This window comes from Croceivirga sp. ABH4_376, from assembly GCF_056160685.1.
Window position 1 is genome coordinate 676,136 of the sequence record NZ_JBSWXQ010000002.1, and the last position, 24,617, is coordinate 700,752.

17 protein-coding genes are annotated in these 24,617 nt (G+C 37.0%); 14 read left to right on the forward strand and 3 right to left on the reverse strand.

The features are described from left to right. The first annotated feature begins 143 nt into the window (after positions 1–143). The 6 genes from ACXAGS_RS07280 to ACXAGS_RS07305 all read left to right on the forward strand — a co-directional run bounded on the left by ACXAGS_RS07280 (position 144) and on the right by ACXAGS_RS07305 (position 9,515). Positions 144–1,913 (forward strand): AMP-dependent synthetase/ligase, encoded by a 1,770-nt coding sequence (locus ACXAGS_RS07280; protein ID WP_474905795.1) that lies wholly within the window; start codon positions 144–146, stop codon positions 1,911–1,913. Between the two features lie 142 nt (positions 1,914–2,055). Further along, on the forward strand, positions 2,056–2,502 hold the full coding sequence (locus tag ACXAGS_RS07285; RefSeq protein WP_010518922.1) for a MarR family winged helix-turn-helix transcriptional regulator: 447 nt from the start codon (positions 2,056–2,058) through the stop codon (positions 2,500–2,502). A 16-nt stretch (positions 2,503–2,518) separates the two neighbouring features. Then, on the forward strand, positions 2,519–4,924 hold the full coding sequence (locus ACXAGS_RS07290; protein ID WP_474905797.1) for a 3-hydroxyacyl-CoA dehydrogenase/enoyl-CoA hydratase family protein: 2,406 nt from the start codon (positions 2,519–2,521) through the stop codon (positions 4,922–4,924). Between the two features lie 42 nt (positions 4,925–4,966). Next, the gene (locus ACXAGS_RS07295) at positions 4,967–6,157 is read left to right on the forward strand and encodes an acetyl-CoA C-acyltransferase (RefSeq protein ID WP_474905799.1); all 1,191 of its coding nucleotides are present in this window, start codon (positions 4,967–4,969) and stop codon (positions 6,155–6,157) included. Positions 6,158–6,173: 16 nt separating this feature from the next. Further along, positions 6,174–7,982, forward strand: a complete 1,809-nt coding sequence (locus ACXAGS_RS07300) for an acyl-CoA dehydrogenase family protein (RefSeq protein WP_474905801.1) — start codon at positions 6,174–6,176, stop codon at positions 7,980–7,982. Positions 7,983–8,084: 102 nt separating this feature from the next. Further along, a complete protein-coding gene (locus tag ACXAGS_RS07305) occupies positions 8,085–9,515 on the forward strand; it encodes a pyridoxal phosphate-dependent decarboxylase family protein (protein WP_474905803.1) in 1,431 nt (476 codons plus the stop codon). Here ACXAGS_RS07305 and ACXAGS_RS07310 read toward each other — a convergent pair. Next, positions 9,505–11,307, reverse strand: coding sequence for a glycoside hydrolase family 15 protein (locus ACXAGS_RS07310; protein WP_474905805.1), 1,803 nt, complete (start codon positions 11,305–11,307; stop codon positions 9,505–9,507). The two genes, ACXAGS_RS07305 and ACXAGS_RS07310, sit on opposite strands and share 11 nt — an antisense overlap. A gap of 102 nt (positions 11,308–11,409) precedes the next feature. Between ACXAGS_RS07310 and ACXAGS_RS07315 the strand changes: the two genes are divergently transcribed. From ACXAGS_RS07315 to ACXAGS_RS07345, 7 genes are all read left to right on the forward strand, one after another. Further along, positions 11,410–13,614: a bifunctional alpha,alpha-trehalose-phosphate synthase (UDP-forming)/trehalose-phosphatase gene (locus tag ACXAGS_RS07315; RefSeq protein WP_474905807.1), complete on the forward strand. Its 2,205-nt coding sequence runs from the start codon at positions 11,410–11,412 to the stop codon at positions 13,612–13,614. Positions 13,615–13,710: 96 nt separating this feature from the next. Then, a complete protein-coding gene (locus ACXAGS_RS07320; RefSeq protein WP_474905809.1) occupies positions 13,711–15,042 on the forward strand; it encodes a M28 family peptidase in 1,332 nt (443 codons plus the stop codon). A 2-nt stretch (positions 15,043–15,044) separates the two neighbouring features. Further along, entirely contained in the window at positions 15,045–16,670 is a 1,626-nt protein-coding gene (locus tag ACXAGS_RS07325; RefSeq protein WP_474905811.1) for a M1 family metallopeptidase, read from the forward strand. 209 nt (positions 16,671–16,879) lie between these two features. Further along, a complete protein-coding gene (locus ACXAGS_RS07330) occupies positions 16,880–17,944 on the forward strand; it encodes an MBL fold metallo-hydrolase (protein ID WP_474905813.1) in 1,065 nt (354 codons plus the stop codon). 57 nt (positions 17,945–18,001) lie between these two features. After that, positions 18,002–18,328 (forward strand): DMT family transporter, encoded by a 327-nt coding sequence (locus tag ACXAGS_RS07335; protein ID WP_474905815.1) that lies wholly within the window; start codon positions 18,002–18,004, stop codon positions 18,326–18,328. A 114-nt stretch (positions 18,329–18,442) separates the two neighbouring features. Next, positions 18,443–19,018 (forward strand): Crp/Fnr family transcriptional regulator, encoded by a 576-nt coding sequence (locus ACXAGS_RS07340; RefSeq protein ID WP_474905817.1) that lies wholly within the window; start codon positions 18,443–18,445, stop codon positions 19,016–19,018. 91 nt (positions 19,019–19,109) lie between these two features. After that, a complete protein-coding gene (locus ACXAGS_RS07345; protein WP_474905819.1) occupies positions 19,110–19,595 on the forward strand; it encodes an SRPBCC family protein in 486 nt (161 codons plus the stop codon). Positions 19,596–19,831: 236 nt separating this feature from the next. Here the strand turns inward: ACXAGS_RS07345 and ACXAGS_RS07350 are convergent, their stop codons facing one another. Then, entirely contained in the window at positions 19,832–20,605 is a 774-nt protein-coding gene (locus ACXAGS_RS07350) for a 3-keto-disaccharide hydrolase (protein WP_474905821.1), read from the reverse strand. Between the two features lie 160 nt (positions 20,606–20,765). On the opposite strand from ACXAGS_RS07350, the gene ACXAGS_RS07355 reads away from it, so the two are divergent. Next, positions 20,766–21,104, forward strand: coding sequence for a CCC motif membrane protein (locus tag ACXAGS_RS07355; protein ID WP_474905823.1), 339 nt, complete (start codon positions 20,766–20,768; stop codon positions 21,102–21,104). 86 nt (positions 21,105–21,190) lie between these two features. Here the strand turns inward: ACXAGS_RS07355 and ACXAGS_RS07360 are convergent, their stop codons facing one another. Next, complete coding sequence (locus ACXAGS_RS07360; RefSeq protein WP_474905825.1) at positions 21,191–24,577, reverse strand: ThuA domain-containing protein; 3,387 nt, start codon at positions 24,575–24,577, stop codon at positions 21,191–21,193. Between the last annotated feature and the right edge of the window lie 40 nt (positions 24,578–24,617).

The following is a 24,617-nucleotide window of genomic DNA, read 5'->3' on the forward strand; positions in this document are numbered from 1 at the left end:
CGTTTAATGGTTTAAACTAACTAATTCGTTTTATTTTAAGATTTTAATATGATATTTTCATTTTAATTGCATCTTTGTTGCGGATGCCATTTTAAAATACCATCCGCTTTCCCTATTTTGCAATCCTGATTTAGAAACTGAATATGCAGAACGTAACTAGACTATTTGATTTCCCCTATCACCAATTGGAAAAACACCCTTTAGATAAGGCATTGGTGACCAAATATGATGGTAAGTGGGTAGCCACTTCTACTCAAGAATATATAGACAAGGCCAATGCCATTAGCAGGGGGCTTTTAAGAATGGGGGTAAAACCCAATGATAAAATTGCTGTTATCTCTATGACCAACCGGTCAGAATGGAGCATTTTAGATGTAGGTATACTTCAAATTGGCGCCCAAAATGTGCCTATTTATCCTACCATCTCTGAAGAAGATTATGAATATGTTTTAAACCATTCCGAAGCTAAATTCTGTTTTGTTTCCTGTGATGAAGTTTTACAAAAGGTTTTATCTATTAGCGGGAACGTTAAAAACCTGGAGGATGTTTTTTCTTTTGACCAGTTAAAAAATTGCAATAATTGGGAACAAGTATTGGAAAAAGGCAAAGACACCAGCAACCAAGAAGAAGTAGAACAACTTAAGAACGCCGTTAAACCAGAAGATTTAGCTACGCTAATCTATACCTCTGGTACCACTGGTAGGCCAAAAGGTGTTATGCTTACCCATAACAATATTGTATCCAATGTTGTTAAAAGTGAGGAACGTGTACCCTTTGTTGCCGGCGCAACGGCACTAAGCTTTTTACCCGTATGCCACATATTTGAACGTATGTTGTTATACCTATACCAGTATTGTAGCATTGAAATCTATTTTGCGGAAGGGCTAGATAAGATCAGTGACAACGTAAAAGAGGTAAAACCAGATGTAATGACGGTGGTTCCAAGGTTACTAGAAAAAGTGTACGATGCCATAATTGCCAAAGGCGCTTTGTTAACCGGAATAAAAAAGAAGTTATTCTTTTGGGCCGTAGATATAGGTTTAGCTTTTGAACCCTATGGAGCCAACGGATGGTTCTATGAACAAAAATTAAAACTGGCCAGAAAATTAATTTTCAGCAAGTGGAAAGAAGGTTTGGGTGGTAATTTAAGTACTATGGTTTCTGGTAGTGCCGCATTACAACCTAGACTTGCAAAAGTATTTGCCGCAGCAGAAATGCCGGTAATGGAAGGCTACGGATTAACGGAAACCTCTCCCGTTATTTCTGTGAACGAAGTAAAAAATAAAGGCTGGAAAATTGGTTCTGTGGGTAGAATCCTAGCAGATGTAGAAGTTAAGATTGCAGAAGATGGTGAAATACTTTGTAAAGGACCTAATGTAATGGCCGGTTACTACAAGGACCCAGAAAAAACTGCAGAAGTAATGACAGACGGGTATTTCCATACTGGAGATATTGGTGAAATTGACGCTGATGGTTTCTTAAGGATTACAGATCGTAAAAAAGAAATGTTCAAAACCTCTGGCGGTAAGTATGTAGCCCCACAATTATTAGAAAATCGTTTTAAACAATCTAGGTTCATAGAGCAAATTATGGTGATAGGCGAAGGCGAAAAAATGCCTGCTGCTTTTATTCAGCCAAATTTTGAATTTTTAGAAGAATGGGCCAAAAGACATAATGTAACATTCACGGACCATAATAACCTTGTAACCAACCCACAAGTTCTAGAACGTTACCAAGAAGAGGTAGATTTAGCTAACGAAGATTTTGCCAAATGGGAAAAGGTTAAAAAGTTTAGATTAACGCCAGATGCATGGAGTGTAGATGATGGCCACCTAACCCCTACCATGAAACTTAGAAGAAAAATTATCAAGGCAAAATACCAAGATTTATACAAAGACATCTATGGTCATTAATTACACCATAGCTGTGAATACGCACAATAAATAAGGTAAATTTTAAAGGTTCTCTACGGAGAGCCTTTTTTATTTGCCATATTATCAAATTTATTATGCATGCATAATAAATTTTTTCTATATTTGGAACAGATTAATTTGCATGAAAGACATTACCATTGACTGGGCCTTGCGCGCAACTTGGCAGGCCGTAACTAGAGTTTATAATGAACAAGCCAAAGAATATGATTCTTCTATGGCAGTAGGCTTTACACTCTTGAGCATTGACCCAAAAACAGGCACACCTTCCACAGCATTGGGTCCTAAAATGGGTATGGAAGCAACTAGTTTATCTCGCATCATTAAAAATATGGAAACTAGGGGATTAATTGAAAAAAAACCAAACCCAAATGATGGTAGAGGCGTATTAATTCACCTAACACCATTTGGCACAGAGATGCGTACGCGCTCTAAAGACGTAGTATTGCGTTTTAATGAAGTAGTCTCCCAAGTTGTAGAAAAAGAAGATTTACAAGGTTTTTTTAAAACTATAGACGCTATTAATCAACTGATTAACGATAAAAAAATTTACACAAAGACAACTAATTAATTATCTATTCTAAACAATGAAGAGACATATTAACAAAATTGCAGTAGTAGGTTCCGGTATCATGGGTAGCGGTATTGCATGCCACTTTGCAAATATTGGAGTCGAAGTTCTTTTGCTAGATATCGTACCAAGAGAATTAACGGACAAAGAAAAGGCTAAAGGTCTTACACTAGAAGACAAAGTAGTTAGAAACCGTTTGGTTAACGACTCGCTTACCAAAGCTTTAAAATCTAAGCCATCTCCTATTTACCATCAAAAATTTGCCAATCGTATCGCTACGGGTAACTTAGAAGACGATATTGCAAAAGTTAAAGATGTAGATTGGATAATTGAAGTTGTAGTAGAACGCCTTGATATAAAGAAAAAGGTGTTCGAAAGCTTAGAAAAACATAGAACACCAGGTACTTTAATCACATCCAATACATCTGGTATTCCAATAAAATTCATGAGCGAAGGAAGAAGTGATGATTTTCAGAAACATTTCTGTGGCACCCACTTCTTTAACCCGGCGCGTTACCTTAAGCTATTTGAAATTATTCCTGGGCCAAAGACAGATGCTTCGGTTCTAGAATTCCTTAATGGTTATGGTGAACAGTTTTTAGGTAAAACTTCCGTAGTTGCCAAAGACACACCTGCCTTTATAGGTAACCGTATTGGTATTTTTAGTATTCAAAGTCTTTTCCATGCGGTTAAGGATCTAGGAATGACGGTAGAGGAAGTGGATAAACTTACCGGCCCGGTAATCGGCAGACCAAAATCTGCAACCTTCCGTACGGTAGATGTTGTCGGTCTAGATACCTTGGTGCATGTTGCCAACGGTATTTATGAGAACTGCCCAGATGATGAACGTCACGATTTGTTTAAACTACCAGATTTCATCAAAACCATGATGGAAAACAAATGGTTGGGTAGCAAAACCGGGCAAGGTTTTTATAAAAAAGTAAAAGGTGAAGGCGGTAAGAGCGAAATCTTGACGTTAGATTTGGATACAATGGACTATAGGTCTAAGAAAAGTGCCAAATTCGCAACCTTAGAATTAACTAAAACCATAGACAAGGTAGTAGACCGTTTTGCCGTTCTTTGTGGTGGTAAAGACAAAGCTGGCGAATTTTACCGTAAAAGCTTTGGCCAATTGTTTGCCTATGTTTCGCATAGAATTCCAGAAATTTCGGACGACTTATATAAGATAGATGATGCTATGAAAGCTGGATTTGGATGGGAACATGGCCCGTTTCAAATTTGGGATGCAGTAGGTCTGGACAAAGGACTTGAATTTATTACAGCAGAAGGGCTAACCGCTGCGCAATGGGTTCATGATATGAAGGCTGCTGGGACAACTTCTTTCTATTCAGTTAAAGATGGTGCTACTTACTATTATGATATTCCTAAGAAGCAAATGATGAAAATTCCAGGTCAGGATGCTTTCATCATACTAGATAACATTAGAAAGTCTAAAGAGGTTTTCAAAAACTCAGGGGTAATCATAGAAGATTTAGGAGATGGTATTCTAAATTGTGAATTCCAGTCTAAGATGAATACTATTGGCGGTGATGTTCTTGCAGGACTAAATAAAGCGGTAGACCTTGCCGAAAAAGACTTCCAAGGATTAGTAATTGGTAACCAAGCAGCAAATTTCTCTGTGGGAGCCAATATAGGCATGATATTCATGATGGCGGTAGAACAGGAGTATGACGAATTGAACATGGCCATTAAATACTTCCAAGATACTATGATGCGTATGCGCTATAGCAGCATACCAACAGTAGCTGCTCCACATGGTATGGCACTTGGTGGTGGTTGTGAGCTATCCATGCACGCAGATAAAGTGGTTGCCGCGGCAGAAACATACATTGGTTTGGTAGAATTTGGTGTTGGAGTAATACCTGGCGGTGGTGGTTCCAAAGAAATGGCCATGCGCGCATCAGATTCTTTTAGAAAAGGAGATGTAGAGCTTAACGTTCTGCAAGAATACTTCTTAACCATTGGTATGGCCAAAGTTTCTACCTCTGCCTACGAAGCTTTTGATTTAGGAATCTTACAAAAAGGAAAAGATACCATTGTAGTTAATAAGGATAGACAAATTGCTACAGCTAAAGCACATGCCAAGTTAATGGCAGAGCAAGGTTATACTAGACCACCACAACGCAAAGACATTAAGGTACTTGGTAAACAAGCCTTGGGTATGTTCTTGGTAGGTACGGATTCTATGGAAGCAAGCCGCTATATTAGTGAACATGATAAAAAAATAGCCAATAAATTGGCTTATGTAATGGCTGGTGGTGATTTATCTGAACCTTCTTATGTAAGTGAGCAGTACCTGCTAGATATTGAAAGAGAAGCATTCCTTTCTCTTGCTACGGAACGCAAAACATTAGAGCGTATTCAACACATGTTAAAAACAGGTAAACCATTAAGAAATTAAATTTTGCTTTTAGCATAATGCTTAAAGCCTAAAGCTAGAATAATGAAAACAGCATATATAGTTAAAGGATATAGAACTGCGGTAGGTAAAGCTCCAAAAGGCTTGTTCCGTTTTAAACGCGCAGATGAGTTAGCAGCAGAAACCATAGAACATATGATGAAAGAGCTGCCAGACTTTGACAAGAAACGAATAGACGATGTTATTGTAGGTAACGCCATGCCAGAAGGCTCTCAAGGATTAAATATGGGTCGCCTTATTTCATTAATGGGACTAGATATCGTAGATGTTCCTGGAGTTACCGTTAACCGTTTTTGTTCTTCAGGTTTAGAAACCATTGGTATTGCAACGGCCAAGATACAAGCAGGAATGGCAGATTGTATTATTGCCGGCGGTGTAGAGAGTATGAGTTCTGTTCCCATGACCGGATTTAAAACAGAATTGAATTACGATTTGGTAAAATCTGGCCATGAAGATTATTACTGGGGAATGGGTAATACGGCCGAAGCTGTGGCAGAACAATTTAAGGTGTCTAGGGAAGACCAAGATTTATTTGCATTCAATTCGCACCAAAAAGCCCTAAAGGCTCAGGCAGAAGACCGTTTTCAGTCGCAAATTGTTCCTATAGAGGTAGAACAGACTTACGTAGACGCCAACGGTAAAAAAGCAACTAAAAAGTATACCGTAACTAAGGACGAAGGACCAAGAAAAGACACTTCTTTGGAAGTATTGGGCAAGCTAAGACCAGTATTTGCCGCCAACGGAAGCGTTACAGCAGGTAATTCTTCCCAAACCAGTGATGGTGCCGCATTTGTAATGATTATGAGTGAAGAAATGGTAAAGGAACTAAACTTAGAGCCTATAGCCCGTATGGTTAACTATGCCGCTGCAGGTGTAGAACCTAGAATAATGGGTATTGGACCTGTTAAGGCAGTACCAAAAGCACTTAAACAAGCTGGTCTAAAACAAGATGATATTGCGCTTATAGAATTGAACGAGGCCTTTGCTTCACAATCTATAGCAGTGATTCGAGAATTAGGTTTAAACGAAGATATTGTCAATGTAAATGGTGGAGCAATAGCCTTAGGGCACCCATTGGGTTGTACGGGAGCTAAATTATCCGTTCAGTTGTTTGACGAGATGCGTAAAAGAGAAATGCAAGGCAAATACGGTTTGGTAACCATGTGTGTGGGTACCGGACAAGGTGCGGCAGGTATATTTGAATTTTTAAAATAAGCTGAAACTATTAACCATGAGTGATACTGTAAATAAAGACATTTTAAGAGGAGGTCAATTTTTGGTAAAAGAAACCAATTGCGAGGATGTATTTACCCTTGAAGACCTAAACGAAGAACAAAAAATGATGCGCGAAAGTACAAAGGAATTTGTAGACCGCGAGCTTTGGGCGCATTGGGAACGTTTTGAAAAGAAAGACTACGCTTTTACGGAAGAAACCATGCGTAAAGCTGGCGAGCTTGGCCTACTAAGTGTTGCCGTACCAGAAAAATTTGGTGGTATGGGAATGGGCTTTGTTTCTACCATGTTGGTATGTGACTATATCTCTGGTGCAAGCGGATCGTTTAGTACCGCCTTTGGCGCCCATACCGGTATTGGTACTATGCCAATAACCTTATACGGTACAGAGGAACAACGTAATAAATACGTTCCTAAATTGGCATCTGGCGAGTGGTTTGGTGCGTACTGTTTAACCGAACCTGGTGCTGGATCTGATGCCAACTCGGGTAAAACCAAAGCAGTTCTATCAGAAGATGGTAAACATTACAGCATTACAGGGCAGAAAATGTGGATTTCCAATGCTGGGTTCTGTAATCTGTTCATTGTTTTTGCAAGAATAGAAGACGATAAAAACATTACTGGCTTTATCGTAGAAAACGACCCTAGCAATGGCATTACCCTGGGTGATGAAGAAAAGAAGTTAGGTATACATTCTTCTTCTACAAGACAAGTTTTCTTTAATGAAACTAAAGTTCCTGTAGAAAACATGTTATCTGAAAGAGGTAATGGTTTTAAAATTGCCATGAACGCACTAAACGTGGGGCGTATTAAATTAGCGGCAGCTTGTTTAGAAGCGCAACGTAGGGTTCTTAACGAAGCTGCGGTATATGCTAACGAGCGTGTGCAGTTTAAAACACCTATCGTAAACTTTGGTGCCATAAAATCTAAATTGGCAGATATGGCAACCAATACGTACGTAGATGAGTCTGCCTGCTACCGTGCTGCAAAAAATATAGAAGATAGAATTGCCATTAGGGAAGCAGAAGGCAACACGCACCAGGAAGCGGAGCTTAAGGGTGTAGAAGAATATGCTATAGAATGTTCTATTTTAAAAGTAGCTGTTTCTGAACACGTACAACAAACTTCAGATGAAGGTATCCAAATTTTTGGTGGTATGGGCTTTAGTGCAGATACTCCAATGGAATCTGCATGGAGAGATGCCCGTATCTCAAGAATATACGAAGGTACCAACGAAATCAACAGAATGCTTTCTGTAGGTATGTTGGTTAAAAAAGCCATGAAGGGTCACGTAGATTTATTAGGCCCTGCTACTGCTGTTGGTGAGGAATTACTGGGTATTCCTTCTTTTGATGTGCCAGACTTCTCTGAGCTATTTGCAGAAGAAAAAGACCTAATTAAAAGATTGAAAAAAGTCTTTTTAATGGTTGCTGGTAGTGCTGTTCAAAAGTATGGAACGGAATTAGAGGAGCACCAACAATTGTTAATGGCCGCTTCTGACATTTTAATCCAAGTTTATATGGCAGAATCTGCTATTCTGAGAACTGAAAAGAACGCAAAACGCTTTGGTGAGGATAAACAAGCTACGCAAATAGCTATGTCTAAATACTATTTATACAAAGCTGTAGATATTATTATCCAAAAAGGAAAAGAAGCAATTGTTTCTTTTGCAGAAGGCGATGAACAAAAAATGATGCTTATGGGTCTTAAACGATTCACTAAGTACACAAATCAACCAAATGTTGTAGCACTTAGAACGCAAATTGCGGATAAGATTGCTGCAGACAATGGTTATAAGTTCGACTAATTAAATTGAATCTTCTTCTTGAAGACAAGAAACCACTCCAGAAGGAGTGGTTTTTTTGTTTTTAATCTTGTAGAATGATGCAGATGCATTTAGCTTTGAGGCATGAAATACCCTACCCTATTACAAGCGTTTGAGACAACGGACTTTCTTCTGAATCTAGAAAAGGTAAAACAATTGGCACTTACTAGAATTAAAGACACTAAAGGTCCAGAAGATACCCTAGTTTACGACTATAAATCGCCGGAAGAGGAATTGGCATTTTGGCAAGACCAACTAGAGTCTTCTAATAATACTTTTTTTGAGTCGGTGTTTAAACGAACTACAAACGTACAACATCCCAATTATGTAGGGCATCAGGTTGCCACTCCTGCTCCACTTACCGCCATAACAGGTTTAGTAAACAGTTTACTTAATAATGGAATGGCTGTTTATGAAATGGGCATGTCTCCTTCTGCTATAGAACGTGTGGTTACCGATAAAATTTGTGAGGCAATAGGGTTTGATTCCCAATCAGGTGGTTTTCTAACCTCTGGCGGTACGTTGGCCAACTTAACCGCGTTATTGGCCGCAAGAAAGGAAAAGGTAACGGCAGATATTTGGAACAATGGTTTACAACAGCAGCTTGGTATTATGGTGTGCGAAGAAGCACATTATTGTATAGATAGAGCAGCCCGGATAATGGGCTTAGGCAGCCAAGGTATTATAAAAATACCTGCTAAGGATAACTTTACTATGGATACATCTTGCCTAGAAAACGAACTAGAAAAAGCCAAGAACGCGGGTATTTCTATTTTTGCAATTGTAGGTTCTGCACCTTCTACTGCAACCGGTGCTTATGATGATCTTGTGGCTATTGGGAAATTTGCAACCAGAAACAACCTTTGGTTCCATGTAGATGGGGCACATGGAGGTGCCGCTATATATTCAGATAAGTACAAACATTTACTAAACGGTATTGAAAAAGCAGATTCCGTTGTTATTGATGGCCATAAAATGCTGTTAATGCCTATTATTACTACAGCTTTATTATTTAAAAGTAAATGGCATGCCCAACGTATTTTTAGTCAGCAAGCCGATTATTTGCTGGATGACACCCAAGAGGACCAATGGTACCAAAGTGGCAAAAAAACCTTTGAATGCACTAAAAGTATGATGAGTTTACATTGGTTTATATTGATGAAAACTTATGGGAACAAGCTTTTTAATGATTATGTAACCAGACAATATGATTTGGCTAAGGAATTTGAAGCCCTTCTCAGAAACGACCAAGATTTTGAGGTAGCCGTAAGTCCACAGTCCAATATTCTTTGTTTTAGAATTGTAAAACCAAATTGGACTACGGAAAAATTAAACCAGTTGAACGCGGATGTTAGAAAAACAATACTAGCCAACGGCAAGTTTTATTTGGTACAAACTAAATTAAAAGGGATTCACTATCTACGTACATCCTTAATGAATCCCTTTACTGAAATATCACATTTAAAAATCCTTATAGAACAGATAAAAGAAGCTTCCATATTGGTTACTCACTAATATGGTCTAATATTTCTTGTTCACTGTGTTTTTTAGAAAATAAGATGGCACATTCTATTAAAGCTAAGTGAGAATATGCCTGTGGGAAGTTGCCCAACAATCGCTTGCTTTCAAAATCGATATCTTCACTAAAAAGTCCAAGGTGATTGCTATAACTCAGTACTTGTTCAAAAAGTGCTTCTGCTTTTTCCTCCTCACCCATTTTAAATAAACTTTTAATAAACCAAAAAGTGCAAATAGTAAAGGATGAAGACGGTAAACCAAAATCGTCTTGATTCTTATAGCGGTAGAGTAACCCGTCATTGTTTAAATCCTTGTCTATAGCGTGCACGGTACTTACAAATTTTGGATCTTTGGCATCTATAAAACCATAAGATTCCATCAACAGAACAGAAGCATCCAAATAATTTGAACCGTAAGACTGTACAAACGCTTTTACCTCTTGGTTCCAAGCATTTTTATGTATGTCTTCTCGTATGGCTTTTTCCAAGTCTTTCCACATTTCCAATTTGTGGTGTTTTCCAAAAATTTCGGCAACTTTTATAGCTCTATCTATGGCCACCCAACATAGCACTTTACTGAATGTAAAATGCCTATCTTCTTCTCTAAATTCCCAAATACCCTTATCTGGTTCTTGCCAATGTTTATCTACTATCCATACTATCCCTTTAGTAATACCCCAAAGCTCTTCGCAGTTTTCTAAATCCGTTCCAAACTTACATACCTGCTCGTGTATAACATCCATTAAAATACCGTAAATGTCATTCTGGGTCTGTTGGTATGCTGCATTACCAATACGTACCGGTTTAGACCCTTTGTACCCATCCAAATGGTCCAAGGTTATTTCGGTAAGTGTTTTTTCCTTGTTAATACCATACATAATCTGGAATTTTTCGTCCTTGTCTGGCATCAAATCAATAATAAACTGTAGGTAACGTAATGCAGAATTTTTATGTCCTAGTTCAGACATCACCTTAATTACCATAGAGGCATCCCTAATCCAACAAAAACGATAATCCCAATTTCTTACTTCGCCTATGGTTTCTGGTAAAGAGGTGGTGGCAGCTGCTAAAACCGCTCCTGTTTTATCATAGGTTAGCATTTTTAAGGTCAATGCACTTCTTAAAATTTTATCGTTATACTTTTTATAAGTAGGTGTTCTATCGCACCAATCTAGCCAATAGATTTTGGTCCGCTCCATTTCTAAGTATACCTTTTCTAGGTTTGGCACCAGTAATTTTTCATTGTAGGTAATAAGAAAAAAACCGTCATCTTTTAGTGTAAGTGTATCTCCACTTAATACCTTTTCCTTTTCAAAAGAAGTATACAAAAATACGGTATCGTATTGTTGTTCATCGGTTAAGCTAACAATAAAATCTTTCTTGATAAAAGAATTAGTAGCTTCTTTAGCGTACTCTAGCCTAGGGTTGTAATGAATGGATAGTTTTGGGCTACCAGACAATAATTTAACGTAACGAATAATTTCTGGCTGGGCATGGTACCCACCTTCCATTTTATGATATCTGGGCATAAAATCCCTTAACTCAAAAGCATCCTTACCGTTGCTAAAAGTGGTTACAAGTATGTTGGTCCTATTTTCGTACGCCTGTTTTATATCATAACTATCGTCTACTAAAATCTCAAAACTCCCACCCTTTTTCTCATCTAGAATTTTGGCAAAAATTGAAGAAGAGTCAAACTCCGGTAAACAGCTCCAATCCATAGAACCTTTAACTGATATGAGTGCTGCACTTCTACAGTTACCTATTATTCCATAATTTAGATTATCCATAAATTAATTTTTCGCAAAAGATTTTGTACTTCTAGTTTATGCGCATGAATTTCCCGAAATTTCAAGAAACATAAAAGTAAAAAAGGATAAAAACCCAAAATAATGAGTAGAACTATCATAATCTCAAATCGCTTACCCGTTCAATTAAAAATCAACAATGGAAATCTAAGTGCGGAGCCAAGTGTTGGTGGATTGGCAACTGGATTAAAATCGGTACATAGAGAAGGTAATGGATTATGGATTGGATGGACAGGGCTTACCGAAGAAGACACACCAAAAGCCATGGAGGGAGAAATAGACCAAGCTTTAGCAGAACTAAATTGTGCAAAAGTGGTTTTGAATGCAGAGGAAATTGATGGTTTTTATTTTGGATTTAGCAACCGAACCATTTGGCCGCTATTTCATTACTTTTTAGAATATTCTGAGTTTGAACTGGATTTTTGGGAAGCCTATAAAAAAGTTAACCAGAAATTTGCGGATGCCATCTTAGAAGTAGCAACGGATGACGATATTATTTGGGTACACGACTATCAATTGATGTTAGTTCCCCAAATGGTCAAAGAAAAAAGGCCTAATGCCACTATTGGCTTCTTTTTACACATTCCTTTTCCCTCATTTGAAATCTTTAGAACCATGCCATGGAGAGAAGAGGTGTTAGATGGTCTATTAGGTGCAGATTTATTGGGTTTCCACACCTATGATTATGAACGACATTTTTTAAGCTCGGTACGTCGTTTAAAGGGACTAGAAGTTAGTTTTAACGAAATATACCTAGAAAATAGGGTAATAAAGGTAGACTCCTTTCCTATGGGTATTGATTATAAAAAATTCCATAATGCCGCAAAAGACAGCGCAACTTTAAGTGGTACAGACCGTACCGATTTACAGATAAAACTAGATGAACACAAAAAGTCTGCTCCCAACACAAAACTCATAATTTCTATAGACCGTTTGGACTATAGTAAGGGTATTGCGGCTAGAATAAAAGCTTTTGAATATTTCTTAATTAAAAATCCTGAATACAAAGAAAAAGTAAGACTTATAATCTTAGCGGTACCATCTAGAAGCAACGTACCGCAATACCAATTATTAAAAAAGGAAATTGATGAACTAATTGGTAGGATAAATGGGGAATTATCTACCGTAAACTGGACCCCTATTTGGTACTTTTACCGCTCCCTTCCTTTTGAAAATTTAATTGATTTGTACACCAAATGCGATATTGCTTGGTTAACGCCCCTGCGTGATGGAATGAACTTGGTTGCAAAAGAATTTGTGGCCTGTAGAACAGACCAATCTGGAGTTTTAATTTTAAGTGAGATGGCAGGTTCTGCCTATGAAATGAACGAGGCATTATTAATTAACCCTAATAATTTTGAAGAACAGGCTTCTGCACTTAAAGAGGCGATAAACATGCCTTTAGAGGAGCAAAAAAACAGAAATAAACTGTTGCAACAACGTTTAGAGCGCTATAACGTGGAATTTTGGGCAAATGAGTTTATGACAGCGTTAAAGGACCAGCAAAATGATGAAAACGTATACGTATCCCAAAAGGTGAACGATACCATATTGAATGAATTTTCAAGTGCCTATAAAGCAGCAAATAAGCGATTGTTGTTTTTGGATTATGACGGAACTTTGGCTGGCTTTCATAAAGATCCACAAAAAGCATCGCCAGACGAGGAGCTTTATGAACTATTAGACCAACTTCACAACCAAGAGAACACCGAGTTATTTTTAATTAGTGGAAGAGATAAAGAGACTTTTACTAAATGGTTTTTACCAAAAAAGTATAACATGATTGTTGAACATGGTGTATGGATTTCTAGAAACGGTGAGCCTTTTAAATTACTAGAACAGGTAAAAGGTGAATGGATGGAAAAAATAAGGCCTGTTTTAGAATCTTTTGTAGATAGGACTCCCGGTTCATTTATTGAAGAAAAAAACTACTCCTTGGCTTGGCATTACAGAAATACGGACCCAGATTTTGGAGAAAAAAGAGCTACACAATTAAATACTGTTTTAACCAGCCTTATTGGTAATGATGACATTAGCGTACTTAATGGCAACAAGGTAATGGAAGTTAAAAGTAGTAACGTAAATAAAGGTAGAGCTTCTGTACGTATGTATGCCGAAGCAGATTATGATTTTGTATTTGCAATAGGAGATGATTGGACAGATGAATTCATGTTTCAAGAATTGCCAGATTCTGCAATTACTGTTAAGGTAGGGCTTAAAAAAACTCATGCAAAATATCATGTAGAAGGCACTAAAAAAGTTCGAGAAGTTTTAAAACGCTTCATCTAACTATTAACTTAGGGTATGGCTAAGACCAACTTGAACACACTAGAGTGATTTTTGGTTTTATTCGTACCTTTTTGCTTTATTAAATTACCAGCAATAATGAAAAAACTAATTACCCTTCTTCTACTAATTCCTTTTTTAATAAACGCCCAAGTAGATACTCGAATCTATGATATTATAGATGCGGTTTCTGCAGACCGCATAGAAAAAGATATTACCACCTTGGTAAATTTTGGAACAAGACACACCCTAAGTGATACTACAAGTGCTACCACGGGTATAGGAGCCGCTAGAAGGTGGATAAAAAAAGAATTTGAAGAAATTTCAAAGAATTGTAACAATTGCCTAGATGTTTTTTACCTAAAGAATTTTGTTAAAGAAGGAGATGGAGCGCGTATTGTAAAAGATGTTTGGGTAGTAAACGTTGTAGCCATAAAAAAAGGCACTAAATACCCAAACCGTTACATTATTATGAGCGGAGATATAGATTCCAGGGTCAGTGATCCAAACGATTTTACCTCAACCTCTCCTGGTGCAAATGACAATGCCAGTGGTATGGCAGGTACCATAGAAGCGGCCCGTGTTTTATCTAAATACGATTTTGAAAGCAGTATCATTTTTGTAGGTTTATCCGGAGAAGAACAAGGTCTTTACGGGGGAAAAGGCTTAGCCGCCTATGCTAAAGAAAAAAAATGGGATGTAATAGGTATATTGAATAATGATATGATTGGCAACATAAAAGGAGTAGATGGCATCATAAGTAATACAGATTTTAGAATATTCTCAGAACCGGTGCCCCCTACAGAAACAGAAAACCAAAGAAATGCTAGAAGGTTTTATGGTGGCGAAGTAGATGGAATTTCTAGACAACTGGCTAGATATGTGCATAAAACTACTAAAACCTACATGCCAGAAATGAACCCTATGCTTATTTACCGTTTAGACCGTTTTGGTCGTGGTGGTCATCACAGACCTTTTAACGATGCTGGTTTTGCAGGAATCCGAATAATGGAAGCACATGAAAATTACACCCAACAGCATCAAGATATTAGAACGGAAAACGGCATTGCATATGGTGACAAATTAGAACATGTAAATTTTGATTATGCCAAAAAATTAACTGCGGTGAACGCAATTAACCTTGCTTCAATTGCTTGGGCTCCAGCCGCACCTGAAAAAGTTCAAATTGGCGGCATTGTACAGCCCTATGCAAAATTAGTATGGACAGAGGTTCCTGGAGCTAAAGGCTACAAAGTTTATTGGAGAGACACAACTTCTCCTACTTGGGATAATTTTAAGTACGTAGAAAACGTTAAGGGTACAACTTTGGAGGGAATTGTATTGGACAATTACTTTTTTGGCGTTTCTGCCATAGGCGCAAATGGGCATGAAAGTGTTGTAGTTTTTCCTTCCGGAATCATAAGAAATTAAACATGAAAAAAAATTTTACGGTTGTTTTTGTTTTTGCTTTCCTGGGTATTTATGCACAGGATATTGCCATAACAGAAGACGACTTTTTAAGAGGTAGCGTTACCCCGGAACGTTCTTGGTGGGACCTAACTTTTTATCATTTAGATGTAACGGTAGACCCAGAAAACAAAGCAATATCTGGTAGTAATCTTATTCAATTTACAGCGCTTAAAAATGGTTCCATTCTTCAAATAGACCTACAGCCTCCTTTAAAGATAGAAAAGATTATTGCCCAAAACGAAGAGCTGGCCTACAAAAAAATAGGAACCAACGCCTATCATGTATTGTTTAATGAAGAAATACAAAAAGGGCAGACCCAGCAAATCAAAGTATACTATTCTGGCAAACCAAAAGAAGCGGTTAGAGCACCTTGGGACGGCGGATTTTCATGGAAAAAAGACCAAAATGGAAAACCATTTATAGCTACTTCCTGCCAAGGTTTGGGTGCCAGTGTCTGGTGGCCCTGTAAAGATCATATGTATGATGAGGTAGACAGTATGGCTATTAGTGTAACTGTTCCTAAAAACTTAATGGATGTCTCTAACGGCAAACTTAGAAAAGTAGAGGAAAACGATACCTCCAAAACCTATCATTGGTTTGTAGATAATCCTATTAACAATTACGGGGTAAACGTAAACATTGGCGATTATGTACAATGGTCAGAAACTTACAACGGAGAAGCTGGTGATTTACCACTGGATTACTTTGTGTTAAAAGACAACTTAAAAAAGGCAAAAGAACAGTTTAAGCAAACTCCTAAAATGTTAGAGGCATTTGAATATTGGTTTGGTCCCTACCCTTTTTATAAAGATGGCTTTAAATTAGTAGAAGTACCCTATTTGGGTATGGAACACCAAAGTTCTGTTACTTACGGTAATAAATTTAAAAATGGTTATTTGGGTCGAGATTTATCCCGTACGGGATGGGGATTAAAATTCGATTTCATTATTATTCATGAAGCGGGCCATGAGTGGTTTGCCAACAACATTACCTATAAAGACGCTGCAGATATGTGGATACACGAAGGGTTCACTGCCTATTCTGAAAATTTGTATTTAGATTACCACTTTGGAACCAAAGCTGCAGAAGACTACGTCATTGGTACTAGGGCAAATATTAGAAATGACAAACCCATTATTGGAAGGTATAATTTAAACATGGAGGGCTCTGGAGATATGTATTATAAGGGTGCCAACATTATCCACACCATAAGACAAATGGTAAATGATGATGATAAGTGGCGAGAAATACTTAGAGGACTTAATAAAGATTTCTACCACCAAACCGTAACCACACAACAAATAGAAAATTATATTATCAAAAAAAGCGGATTGGATTTAAAAGCATTTTTTGACCAATATTTAAGGACAATTAAAATACCTGTTCTAGAGTACCAATATGATGGTAAAAAACTAAAATATAGGTTTACAAACACAGAAGAAGATTTTACCATACCTGTTAAAGTGTATGTAGATAGTAAGCCCATCTGGATTAAACCGACAAGTACATGGAATGTGCTAAAGCAAAAAGGAAAAGCGTTTGTTATAGATAGGAACTTCTATATAGATAGCAAATCTATTACAGAATAATATTTGTTCATACAAACAAAAGTAAGACCCAAGATTAGCAATAACTTGGGTTTTTGTTTTGGTAAAGAATAGTTATGTCTTCCTTTGCATACCCGGCATCAAACGAATTTTCTTTATAAGCGGTCATTATTAACTAAATGAAAATAGTACTAAAAATCCTTCAAAAAATGCTTTCTGTAATTGGAATCCTTCTTCTTTTAATAGTAATTATGTCCATACTATTTATTAACCTTAGCCCTCAATTTGGAGGAAAAGCCAATAAGGAAGAACTTAAAAGATATTCCCAATCAGAACATTTTATAGGAGAAGAATTTTTTAATCTAGGCGGTATAAAAAACGATATGTCCGCGGGAGATATGGTAAAAGCGCTAGGCGGTTTGTTTAAAAAAATTCCAAACGCTATACCCGATAACCAATTACCGGTAACTGAATTGGATTCGGCCCAGGTGGCCAATTATAAAGGAGAAACACAATTTATCTGGTTTGGCCATTCTACGTTTCTTTTACAAATAAATAAGTTAAATATTCTGATAGACCCTATGTTTGGAGCGGTGCCAGCGCCGCACCCTCTGTTAGGGACTAAACGTTTTAGCCCTAAATTGCCCTTATCCATAGCACAGCTACCTTATATTGACGCAGTTGTATTATCTCATGACCACTATGACCATTTAGATTACGAATCAATTGTTCAACTAAAAGAAAAAGTAAACCATTTTTATACGCCGTTGGGTTTAGGTGTTCACCTTAAAAAATGGGGAGTTCCCGCCGATAATATTACGGAATTAGATTGGTGGCAAAGTACAAGTTTAGCCAACTTAACCTTAACCTGTACACCAGCACAACACTTTTCTGGTAGAGGTTTAAACGATAAGAATAAAACCTTATGGAGTTCTTGGGTTATTGAATCTACGACCGAAAAGCTATTTTTTAGTGGAGATAGTGGCTACGGACCCCATTTTAAAACAATTGGAAGAAAATTTGGCGAATTTGATTTTGCTATGGTAGAATGTGGGCAATACAATAAAATGTGGTCTGAAATACATATGTTCCCCGAAGAAACCGCACAAGTGGGGTTAGACATAAATGCCAAACTAATAATGCCCATTCATTGGGGTGCATTTAAATTAGCACAACATACCTGGACAGACCCCGTTGAAAGGGTAGTAAGAAAAGCAAAAGAGTTGAATGTTCCTATAATTACACCGCAAATAGGTGTACCTACAAGTATTTACAAAAGCAAACCTTTAGTAGAACCATGGTGGCAGAATTACTAAGCTATTTTACATCTATGATTTTAACTTCATAATGCTTTAAAGTAACTTTCATTTAGTATGAATTGGATTTTATTAATCATAGCCGGACTGTTTGAAGTAGCTTTTGCTTTTTGCCTAGGCAAAGCAAAAGAAACGAGTGGTATGGAAGCCACTTATTGGTATATAGGTTTTCTTATTGCCTTAACTATTAGCATGGTACTTTTGGTTAAGGTAACACAACATTTACCCATTGGTACCTCCTACGCCGTCTGGACAGGCATTGGTGCGGTAGGCGCTGTGGTTGTCGGGATTTTAGTATTTAAGGAACCTGCTACTTTTTGGCGGCTATTTTTTATGACAACCTTAATAGCGTCTATTGTTGGCTTAAAAATAGTATCCCAATAGAAATGTAAATTTAATTTCAACACCAATTTATTATCATCAAATTATGCTGTATGCATAACAAGGCAAACTTAAAACGTACCCTAATAGCATATTTAAAATCCTTAATTTTATTGCATGCAAAAGCTAAGGCAATTTTTTAAGCAATCTGGCGAACTATCAGAAGAAAATTTAGACTTATTACTTAGCGGCTGTACCCAGAAAACATTAACTAAAGGGCAAGCTTTATTGCAAACCAACGACTGGGTAAACAGTATCTATTTTATAGAATCTGGTTTTCTTCATTATTACACAAATTTGCAAAATGGTACACGCGTTACCTTAAAGGTGGTTAGCCCTAATTACTTTTGGACCATGCTAGACGAATTTTTTAATCAAAAACAAACCCTAGATAGCTGTGTAGCTTTAACAGAAGTTCAATATTGCGAAATAAAAAGACAAGATTACAACCAATTAAAAAGTAAAAATACCACCATTGCCAACTTTATGCACTCCATAACCGAGCAAATACTTTCTAATAAGGTAAAGGAGGAAAATGATAAGTCTAAAATGTCTGTAGAAGAAAAGTACTTGGATTTATTGGAACATAACCCCAAAATGGTTCAAGTAGTTCCGGTTGGTATTCTAGCTTCTTATATTGGAACGTCTAGAGAAACCTTGCACAGAATCCGTAGAAAATTGTCATCTACCTAGCTTAAGGCAGCAACGTATTTGTGTCAATTGACACAAAAAAGAATTATAGTTTATTCGAATTTTATCAAGAGAAAAACTTAAAACAAACTATATGAAAACGTTAGCTAAAATTGCGCTTTTTTTTCTACCGCTTATAGGTTTGGCGCAAAATCCGGACAAAACTTTTGAAGTCTCCGTCTTATTAGAGACAAGTCCAGAAAACGCTTGGAATGCCATAACAGATTTTTCTAATTTTAATACTTGGGATAGTAACGTAGTTGCCGTTAAATGCCCAGAAGACGTTAAGAACAATCAAGTATGCCAAATGATTTCAAACACTGGTGAAATTATAGAGGTAGAATTGGTAGAACGCGTAGAAAATGAATCTTACACAATACGATATAAATTATCTTCTGGTAATTTTTACGTTAAACGTAGTTTAGAAAATAAAGACCAATTAAGGTTTACAGAAACTGCATGGTTTACTGGTATATCCAAGAAAACCTTTAAAAAATATAAAGGAGACGATTATGCGTCTTTGATAAAAAACAGAATACAGTCTTTTAAATTGTATTTGGAAAAAGACTTTGGAAAATAAAAAAAGGGCCCTTGGCCCTTTTTTTATTTTGTGATTTTGCCCTAATACTATTGTCTTTAGCACCTAACCCGTTTTTGTTTTATAATTTAAAACATACTATCATCTAATTTAAACAACTAATTATTGGCCGATATTATGCCCGTTTGTATGGTGTATCAGTTTTAATTTTTAAAAGACTCTATTAAATACACTTGTGAATAAATGCTTCTTTACAAATTAAAATTATTCAGTGCGGGTTATAGGTTACGTATTTTCATATTTCTGAACCAAACATCAAAGTACCAATTTTGTAAGGCAATTTTACCTTGTGCATGCTTACCAAATTCTGGTTTGTCCGCAAATCCTGAACCGCTAACTTGTCTTAACCAATCAGCTGATTTAAAGTCTTCTTTAGCAGTTAATACACCGTTTAGATAAAATTCAATCTTACCGTCTTTTTGTTTTATGGTTGATGTATTCCACTGATTGGTAGGTTTAACGTTCACCCTATTTAACTGTTCTTGAAACCCATACAAACAGCCTGGACTTTTAAAGGGTTCATTGTAATCCATATGGTCTGTATCTAGCATTTGATATTCTGGACCAGAATGATAGGTTTGTAAAATTTTTGGAGATTCCTGTACATTTATAAAAACACCACTATTACCTCTAGCAGAAATTTTCCACTCAAACGAAAATTCATAATCTTTAAAAGAGGTATTTGTTACCAAATCGCCCCTTACTCTTGATTGATCAGTGGCATTACAATACAACATACCATCTTTAACCTCCCAAGCACTGTATTTGGTAGAGTCTGGGTTGTTATACAAATGCCAGCCATCTAAAGTATTCCCGTTAAATAACAACTGCCAGCCTTGCTCTTTTTCAATTTCCAGTAATTGATTGTGCTTTTTGTTCGCTTCTACAACAGCTTTGGTGTTCCATTTTATGGGTTCTTTTTTACTTTTTCCATTACATGAAACAAGAACTACCAATGTGGTTATTAGCAAAAGTTGTACAGTTGATTTCATTGGTTCAGTTGAGTTAAAGAGTTAAAATAGTAAAATTTAAATAAGTTACCTTTTAATGCTATTTTGGTTCCAGTATCCTTTTTATATATTTATGGAAAACCGTGTTCTCTTATCTACTTAACTTAAAAGGAACATAAACAACCAACTAAAACTTTATAAAATGCAAGAAAAAAAATCACTCAATGGCGGTTTAATCTACATCTTATCAATTTTGAGCGTAATACTCTTCTGTTTTGGAGGTATTTCTATCATTTTTGCTATAATAGCCTTCGTAATGGCAAATAAAGCTCAAAATCTTTACAAGCTTAATCCAGATATATACAACGAGAAATCATTTAAACAAGTTAAAAAAGGTAAAATTATAGCTATTATAGGTATTGTTTTAAATGTAATCATCATTGGAATAACCATTTGGACGCTCGCTACTATAGGATGGGACGCATGGTCTGATGAATTTGTTAGAAAATGGAATGAGGGTCTTGAGAATGGCACACGTTAATATATTAATAGCTATAAGAAGAAATTTTATTCTTAATAAAAAAGGTTGGGCCAAAGTCCAACCTTCTTTATTTATAATCTATTATGCTATCTAAATTGAACATTTAATAAAGCCATGGCACCTAACTCGCTACCTTCCGCTTTATAGGTAATATACAAATCCTGTTCACCTTGTTCTTGGTCAGAATTAATTGGCATTACAATAGCGGTTCCTTGCCCTTTACCCATGCTAGGGTCGTATTTGCCTGTGCCCACCACCGGACCATCTATACTACCCAAATGCATTTCAAAAGTAAACGGAACAACAGGTGCTTCCTGCCATCCGGCCATAATCATAGCAGTAGAAAGTCCGTCTAAATCTACTTGTGGTAATTTTAAATACCCACTACTATTGTTCATCAATAGCAATTCCATTCCATTAAATTGCATGTACTGCAGATTTTCCGTTTCCGTGTTTTCAGAAAACCCAACCGTGTTACTATTTAATATAATAGTTTTAGACCCAGTTAAAGGTAATGCTTGCGCCGTACCTTTATCTGTGTAACTAGCGGTAAGTACCAAGGCTTCGCCTCCTGTCCTGTTTTCCGGATTAATACTTCCTTTTAAGGGTAAAGACTTTTTCTTGTTCTCACCACCTGTTAAGGATTGTATGTACATTACTATTTGGCTAGCTTCTGCCTCACTTAAATTGGGATGTGCAGGCATGGTTACTTCACCCCAAACACCGGAACCACCACCAATTATTCTAGACATTAAATAATTAGCCGCTCTTCTTTGCCCATCATATTTCTTGGCAACATCCAAATAAGAAGGTCCAATTGATTTTTCCTGTTCTTTATGACAAGATTTACAATCTAAAGAAGTAGTTAAGGCTTTACCCATAACTGCTCCAGAAACCTGTTGATGTCCTAGATTATCATTGGCCTGGTCCATACCAACCCTATAATCTACGCTTACATATATATTCTCTTTATCTACTGCTCCATCTGGATCCTCTACCTTAACCTCATAAGTAAATGGTTTACCCGGTATGTAAAAAGATGCATTTGCACCTTCTATAGCAATGTCAACTTTTGGTCTTTCATTACCTGCTATTACATCCAACACATCACTGGTTACCGCTTCCCCATTGGCATCAATTGCGGTAACCTTAAGTTTGTATGCACCCGAATCTGTATAAGCATATGTTACCCTGGGCTCCTTAGTTTCCTTAGTATTTCCGTCCCCAAAATCCCATTTGTAGCTAATGGCATCAGCTTCTCTGTCATGGGCGGTTACCGTGGCCGTAACCGATAAAGGAGTACTACCCGAGTTTTTATTTACTACCATATTGTCTATTACAGGTGGTCTGTTGCCTCCATTAAACTCAATATAGCTTAGGCCACTGTCTGGATTTGCAGAAAACCAACCACTTCCATATTCCAACAAATAAACCCTGCCATCTGGGCTCATTTCCATATCTATTAGGTTACTTAATTTTATCGCTGTACCAAAGGGTTCTACTTTATTTGGTGTTCCATCTTCAAATAGGGTTAAAGCCATCATCCAATTACGCATCCAATCATATATTAAAACCTTACCATCATAATAACTTGGTAAACCACCACCATTTGGGTATAAATCTGAATAATACGTTGGCCCGGCCATAGCATTTCTTCCTCCAGAAGCAACTTGAGGAAAATCTGGTGTATCTACATAGGGGTAATACATGTATGCAGCTTGTGCTGGCGGTAATTTAGTTAAACCTGTATTATTTTTAGATTCATTGATAGGCTCTTCTGGATTAAAAAATTCGCCAGATGTTCCTGTTGTATAATCATATTCTCGATACGCAAAATTGTTACCAATAAATAAAGGCCAACCATAATTACCTGGCTTTCTGGCTTGGTTCATTTCGTCATAGCCTTTTGGCCCTCTAGTTGCCAAGCTGTCTGCCCTAGCATCTGGTCCTACATCGCCCCAATACAAATATCCATTCTTTGGGTCCACCGAAATTCTATACGGGTTTCTGTGGCCCATAGTGTAAATTTCTGGTCTTGTTTTAGCTGTACCTTCTGGAAATAAATTCCCCTTGGGAATGCTATAACTACCATCTTCATTAACCTTAATCCTTAAAATCTTACCACGTAGATCGTTGGTGTTGGCAGAGGTTCTCCTAGCATCGTATTGCTCTTTACCCGGTATGTCATTTAAAGGCGCATAACCACTATTTACGTACTTTGCCCCATCTTCGTTAAACGGAGTGCTGTTATCTCCAGTAGATAAATACAATAAATTGTCAGGACCAAAAGCTATGGAACCACCAGTATGGCAGCAAATTTCCCTTTGGCTGTCTACCTCTAAAATAATTTGCTCACTTTCAAGATCAAAATCACTGTCTACAAATTTAAAGCGAGACAATCTGTTAACCCATTTATCTCCTGTTGGTGCGTAATAAACATACACCCAATTGTTCTGTTCAAAGTTTGGGTCTTTTTGTAAGCCCATTAAACCTTCCTCTGCATTTACCCCTGGGGTTTCTAAAGTTTTGTGATAGACATCAAATTTGGCTACCTCGGTTAAACTTTTGTCTTCATCTTTAAATAAAAGTACTTCTCCCCTACGCTGCCCAATTAATACATCGTTATTAGGCAGAACGGTCATTTCCGTTGGTTCATAAAATTGTCCTCTTGATAGAACAACTTTAGAAAAACGGTCTTGTTCCGGTGGATATTGGGTTTTGGCTAAGGTATAATCTAAGTTTAAATTTTCTCCAATAGCGTATTGGATACCACCTAGCAAATGCTTTAGGAACAATTCTTCTAAAAAGCTTTCGTCTGTATGCCCTGCTGCAGTGTAGAAAGCCCTGCCACCGTCATATTCATGATACCAGCTCATAGGATGATTTTCACCATTGGCCCCACCATCATAAGTACTTTCATCCACTGTTATTAATACAGTAACATCTGGATTTAAGTTTTTAAAATTGTACAACTCGTCCGTTCTATGCCAAATACTATCCTTAAAAAAATCAGTAGCTGGATGTTTCGTATTCTTTATATGAAAATCAGCCTCAGGTGTACCACTTGGATGACTCAGAAACTGACCACCTACTAGTTTTTTATACCACCCCCAATCGTACTCGGTATCTGTTGCGGCATGTACGCCTACAAAACCTCCTCCGGCTTGTATGTAACGTTCAAAAGCCGCTTCTTGCGATGCATCTAAGATATTTCCCGTTGTACTTAAAAAAACAACAGCTGAAAATTGTTTTAGATAATCGTCCGTAAATAATTCTGCATTGTTTGTGGTGTCTACGGCAAAGCCGTTTTCCTTGCCCAATTTTTGTATTGCTCCTATACCAGCTGGTATAGAACTATGGACAAATCCTTCGGTTTTGGAGAATACTAAAACTTTAGGTTCTCCTTTTCGTTTGTTGGTGCAGCTCACTACTAAAAAAGCAATAGTAGTTATAGTTAGAATCAGTTTTTTCATACTTCAATAATAACATAGAATTCAGCCTTATACAAGTAAA

Bases quoted from the DNA above. Each gene is read 5' to 3' on its own strand.
- ACXAGS_RS07335 (WP_474905815.1), top strand. From the start codon at position 18,002: ATGAATTGGATTTTATTAATCATAGCCGGACTGTTTGAAGTAGCTTTT.
- ACXAGS_RS07280 (WP_474905795.1), top strand. From the start codon at position 144: ATGCAGAACGTAACTAGACTATTTGATTTCCCCTATCACCAATTGGAA.
- ACXAGS_RS07305 (WP_474905803.1), top strand. From the start codon at position 8,085: ATGAAATACCCTACCCTATTACAAGCGTTTGAGACAACGGACTTTCTT.
- ACXAGS_RS07320 (WP_474905809.1), top strand. From the start codon at position 13,711: ATGAAAAAACTAATTACCCTTCTTCTACTAATTCCTTTTTTAATAAAC.
- ACXAGS_RS07340 (WP_474905817.1), top strand. From the start codon at position 18,443: ATGCAAAAGCTAAGGCAATTTTTTAAGCAATCTGGCGAACTATCAGAA.
- ACXAGS_RS07360 (WP_474905825.1), bottom strand. From the start codon at position 24,577: ATGAAAAAACTGATTCTAACTATAACTACTATTGCTTTTTTAGTAGTG.
- ACXAGS_RS07325 (WP_474905811.1), top strand. From the start codon at position 15,045: ATGAAAAAAAATTTTACGGTTGTTTTTGTTTTTGCTTTCCTGGGTATT.
- ACXAGS_RS07345 (WP_474905819.1), top strand. From the start codon at position 19,110: ATGAAAACGTTAGCTAAAATTGCGCTTTTTTTTCTACCGCTTATAGGT.
- ACXAGS_RS07285 (WP_010518922.1), top strand. From the start codon at position 2,056: ATGAAAGACATTACCATTGACTGGGCCTTGCGCGCAACTTGGCAGGCC.
- ACXAGS_RS07295 (WP_474905799.1), top strand. From the start codon at position 4,967: ATGAAAACAGCATATATAGTTAAAGGATATAGAACTGCGGTAGGTAAA.
- ACXAGS_RS07290 (WP_474905797.1), top strand. From the start codon at position 2,519: ATGAAGAGACATATTAACAAAATTGCAGTAGTAGGTTCCGGTATCATG.
- ACXAGS_RS07315 (WP_474905807.1), top strand. From the start codon at position 11,410: ATGAGTAGAACTATCATAATCTCAAATCGCTTACCCGTTCAATTAAAA.
- ACXAGS_RS07350 (WP_474905821.1), bottom strand. From the start codon at position 20,605: ATGAAATCAACTGTACAACTTTTGCTAATAACCACATTGGTAGTTCTT.
- ACXAGS_RS07355 (WP_474905823.1), top strand. From the start codon at position 20,766: ATGCAAGAAAAAAAATCACTCAATGGCGGTTTAATCTACATCTTATCA.
- ACXAGS_RS07330 (WP_474905813.1), top strand. From the start codon at position 16,880: ATGTCCATACTATTTATTAACCTTAGCCCTCAATTTGGAGGAAAAGCC.
- ACXAGS_RS07310 (WP_474905805.1), bottom strand. From the start codon at position 11,307: ATGGATAATCTAAATTATGGAATAATAGGTAACTGTAGAAGTGCAGCA.
- ACXAGS_RS07300 (WP_474905801.1), top strand. From the start codon at position 6,174: ATGAGTGATACTGTAAATAAAGACATTTTAAGAGGAGGTCAATTTTTG.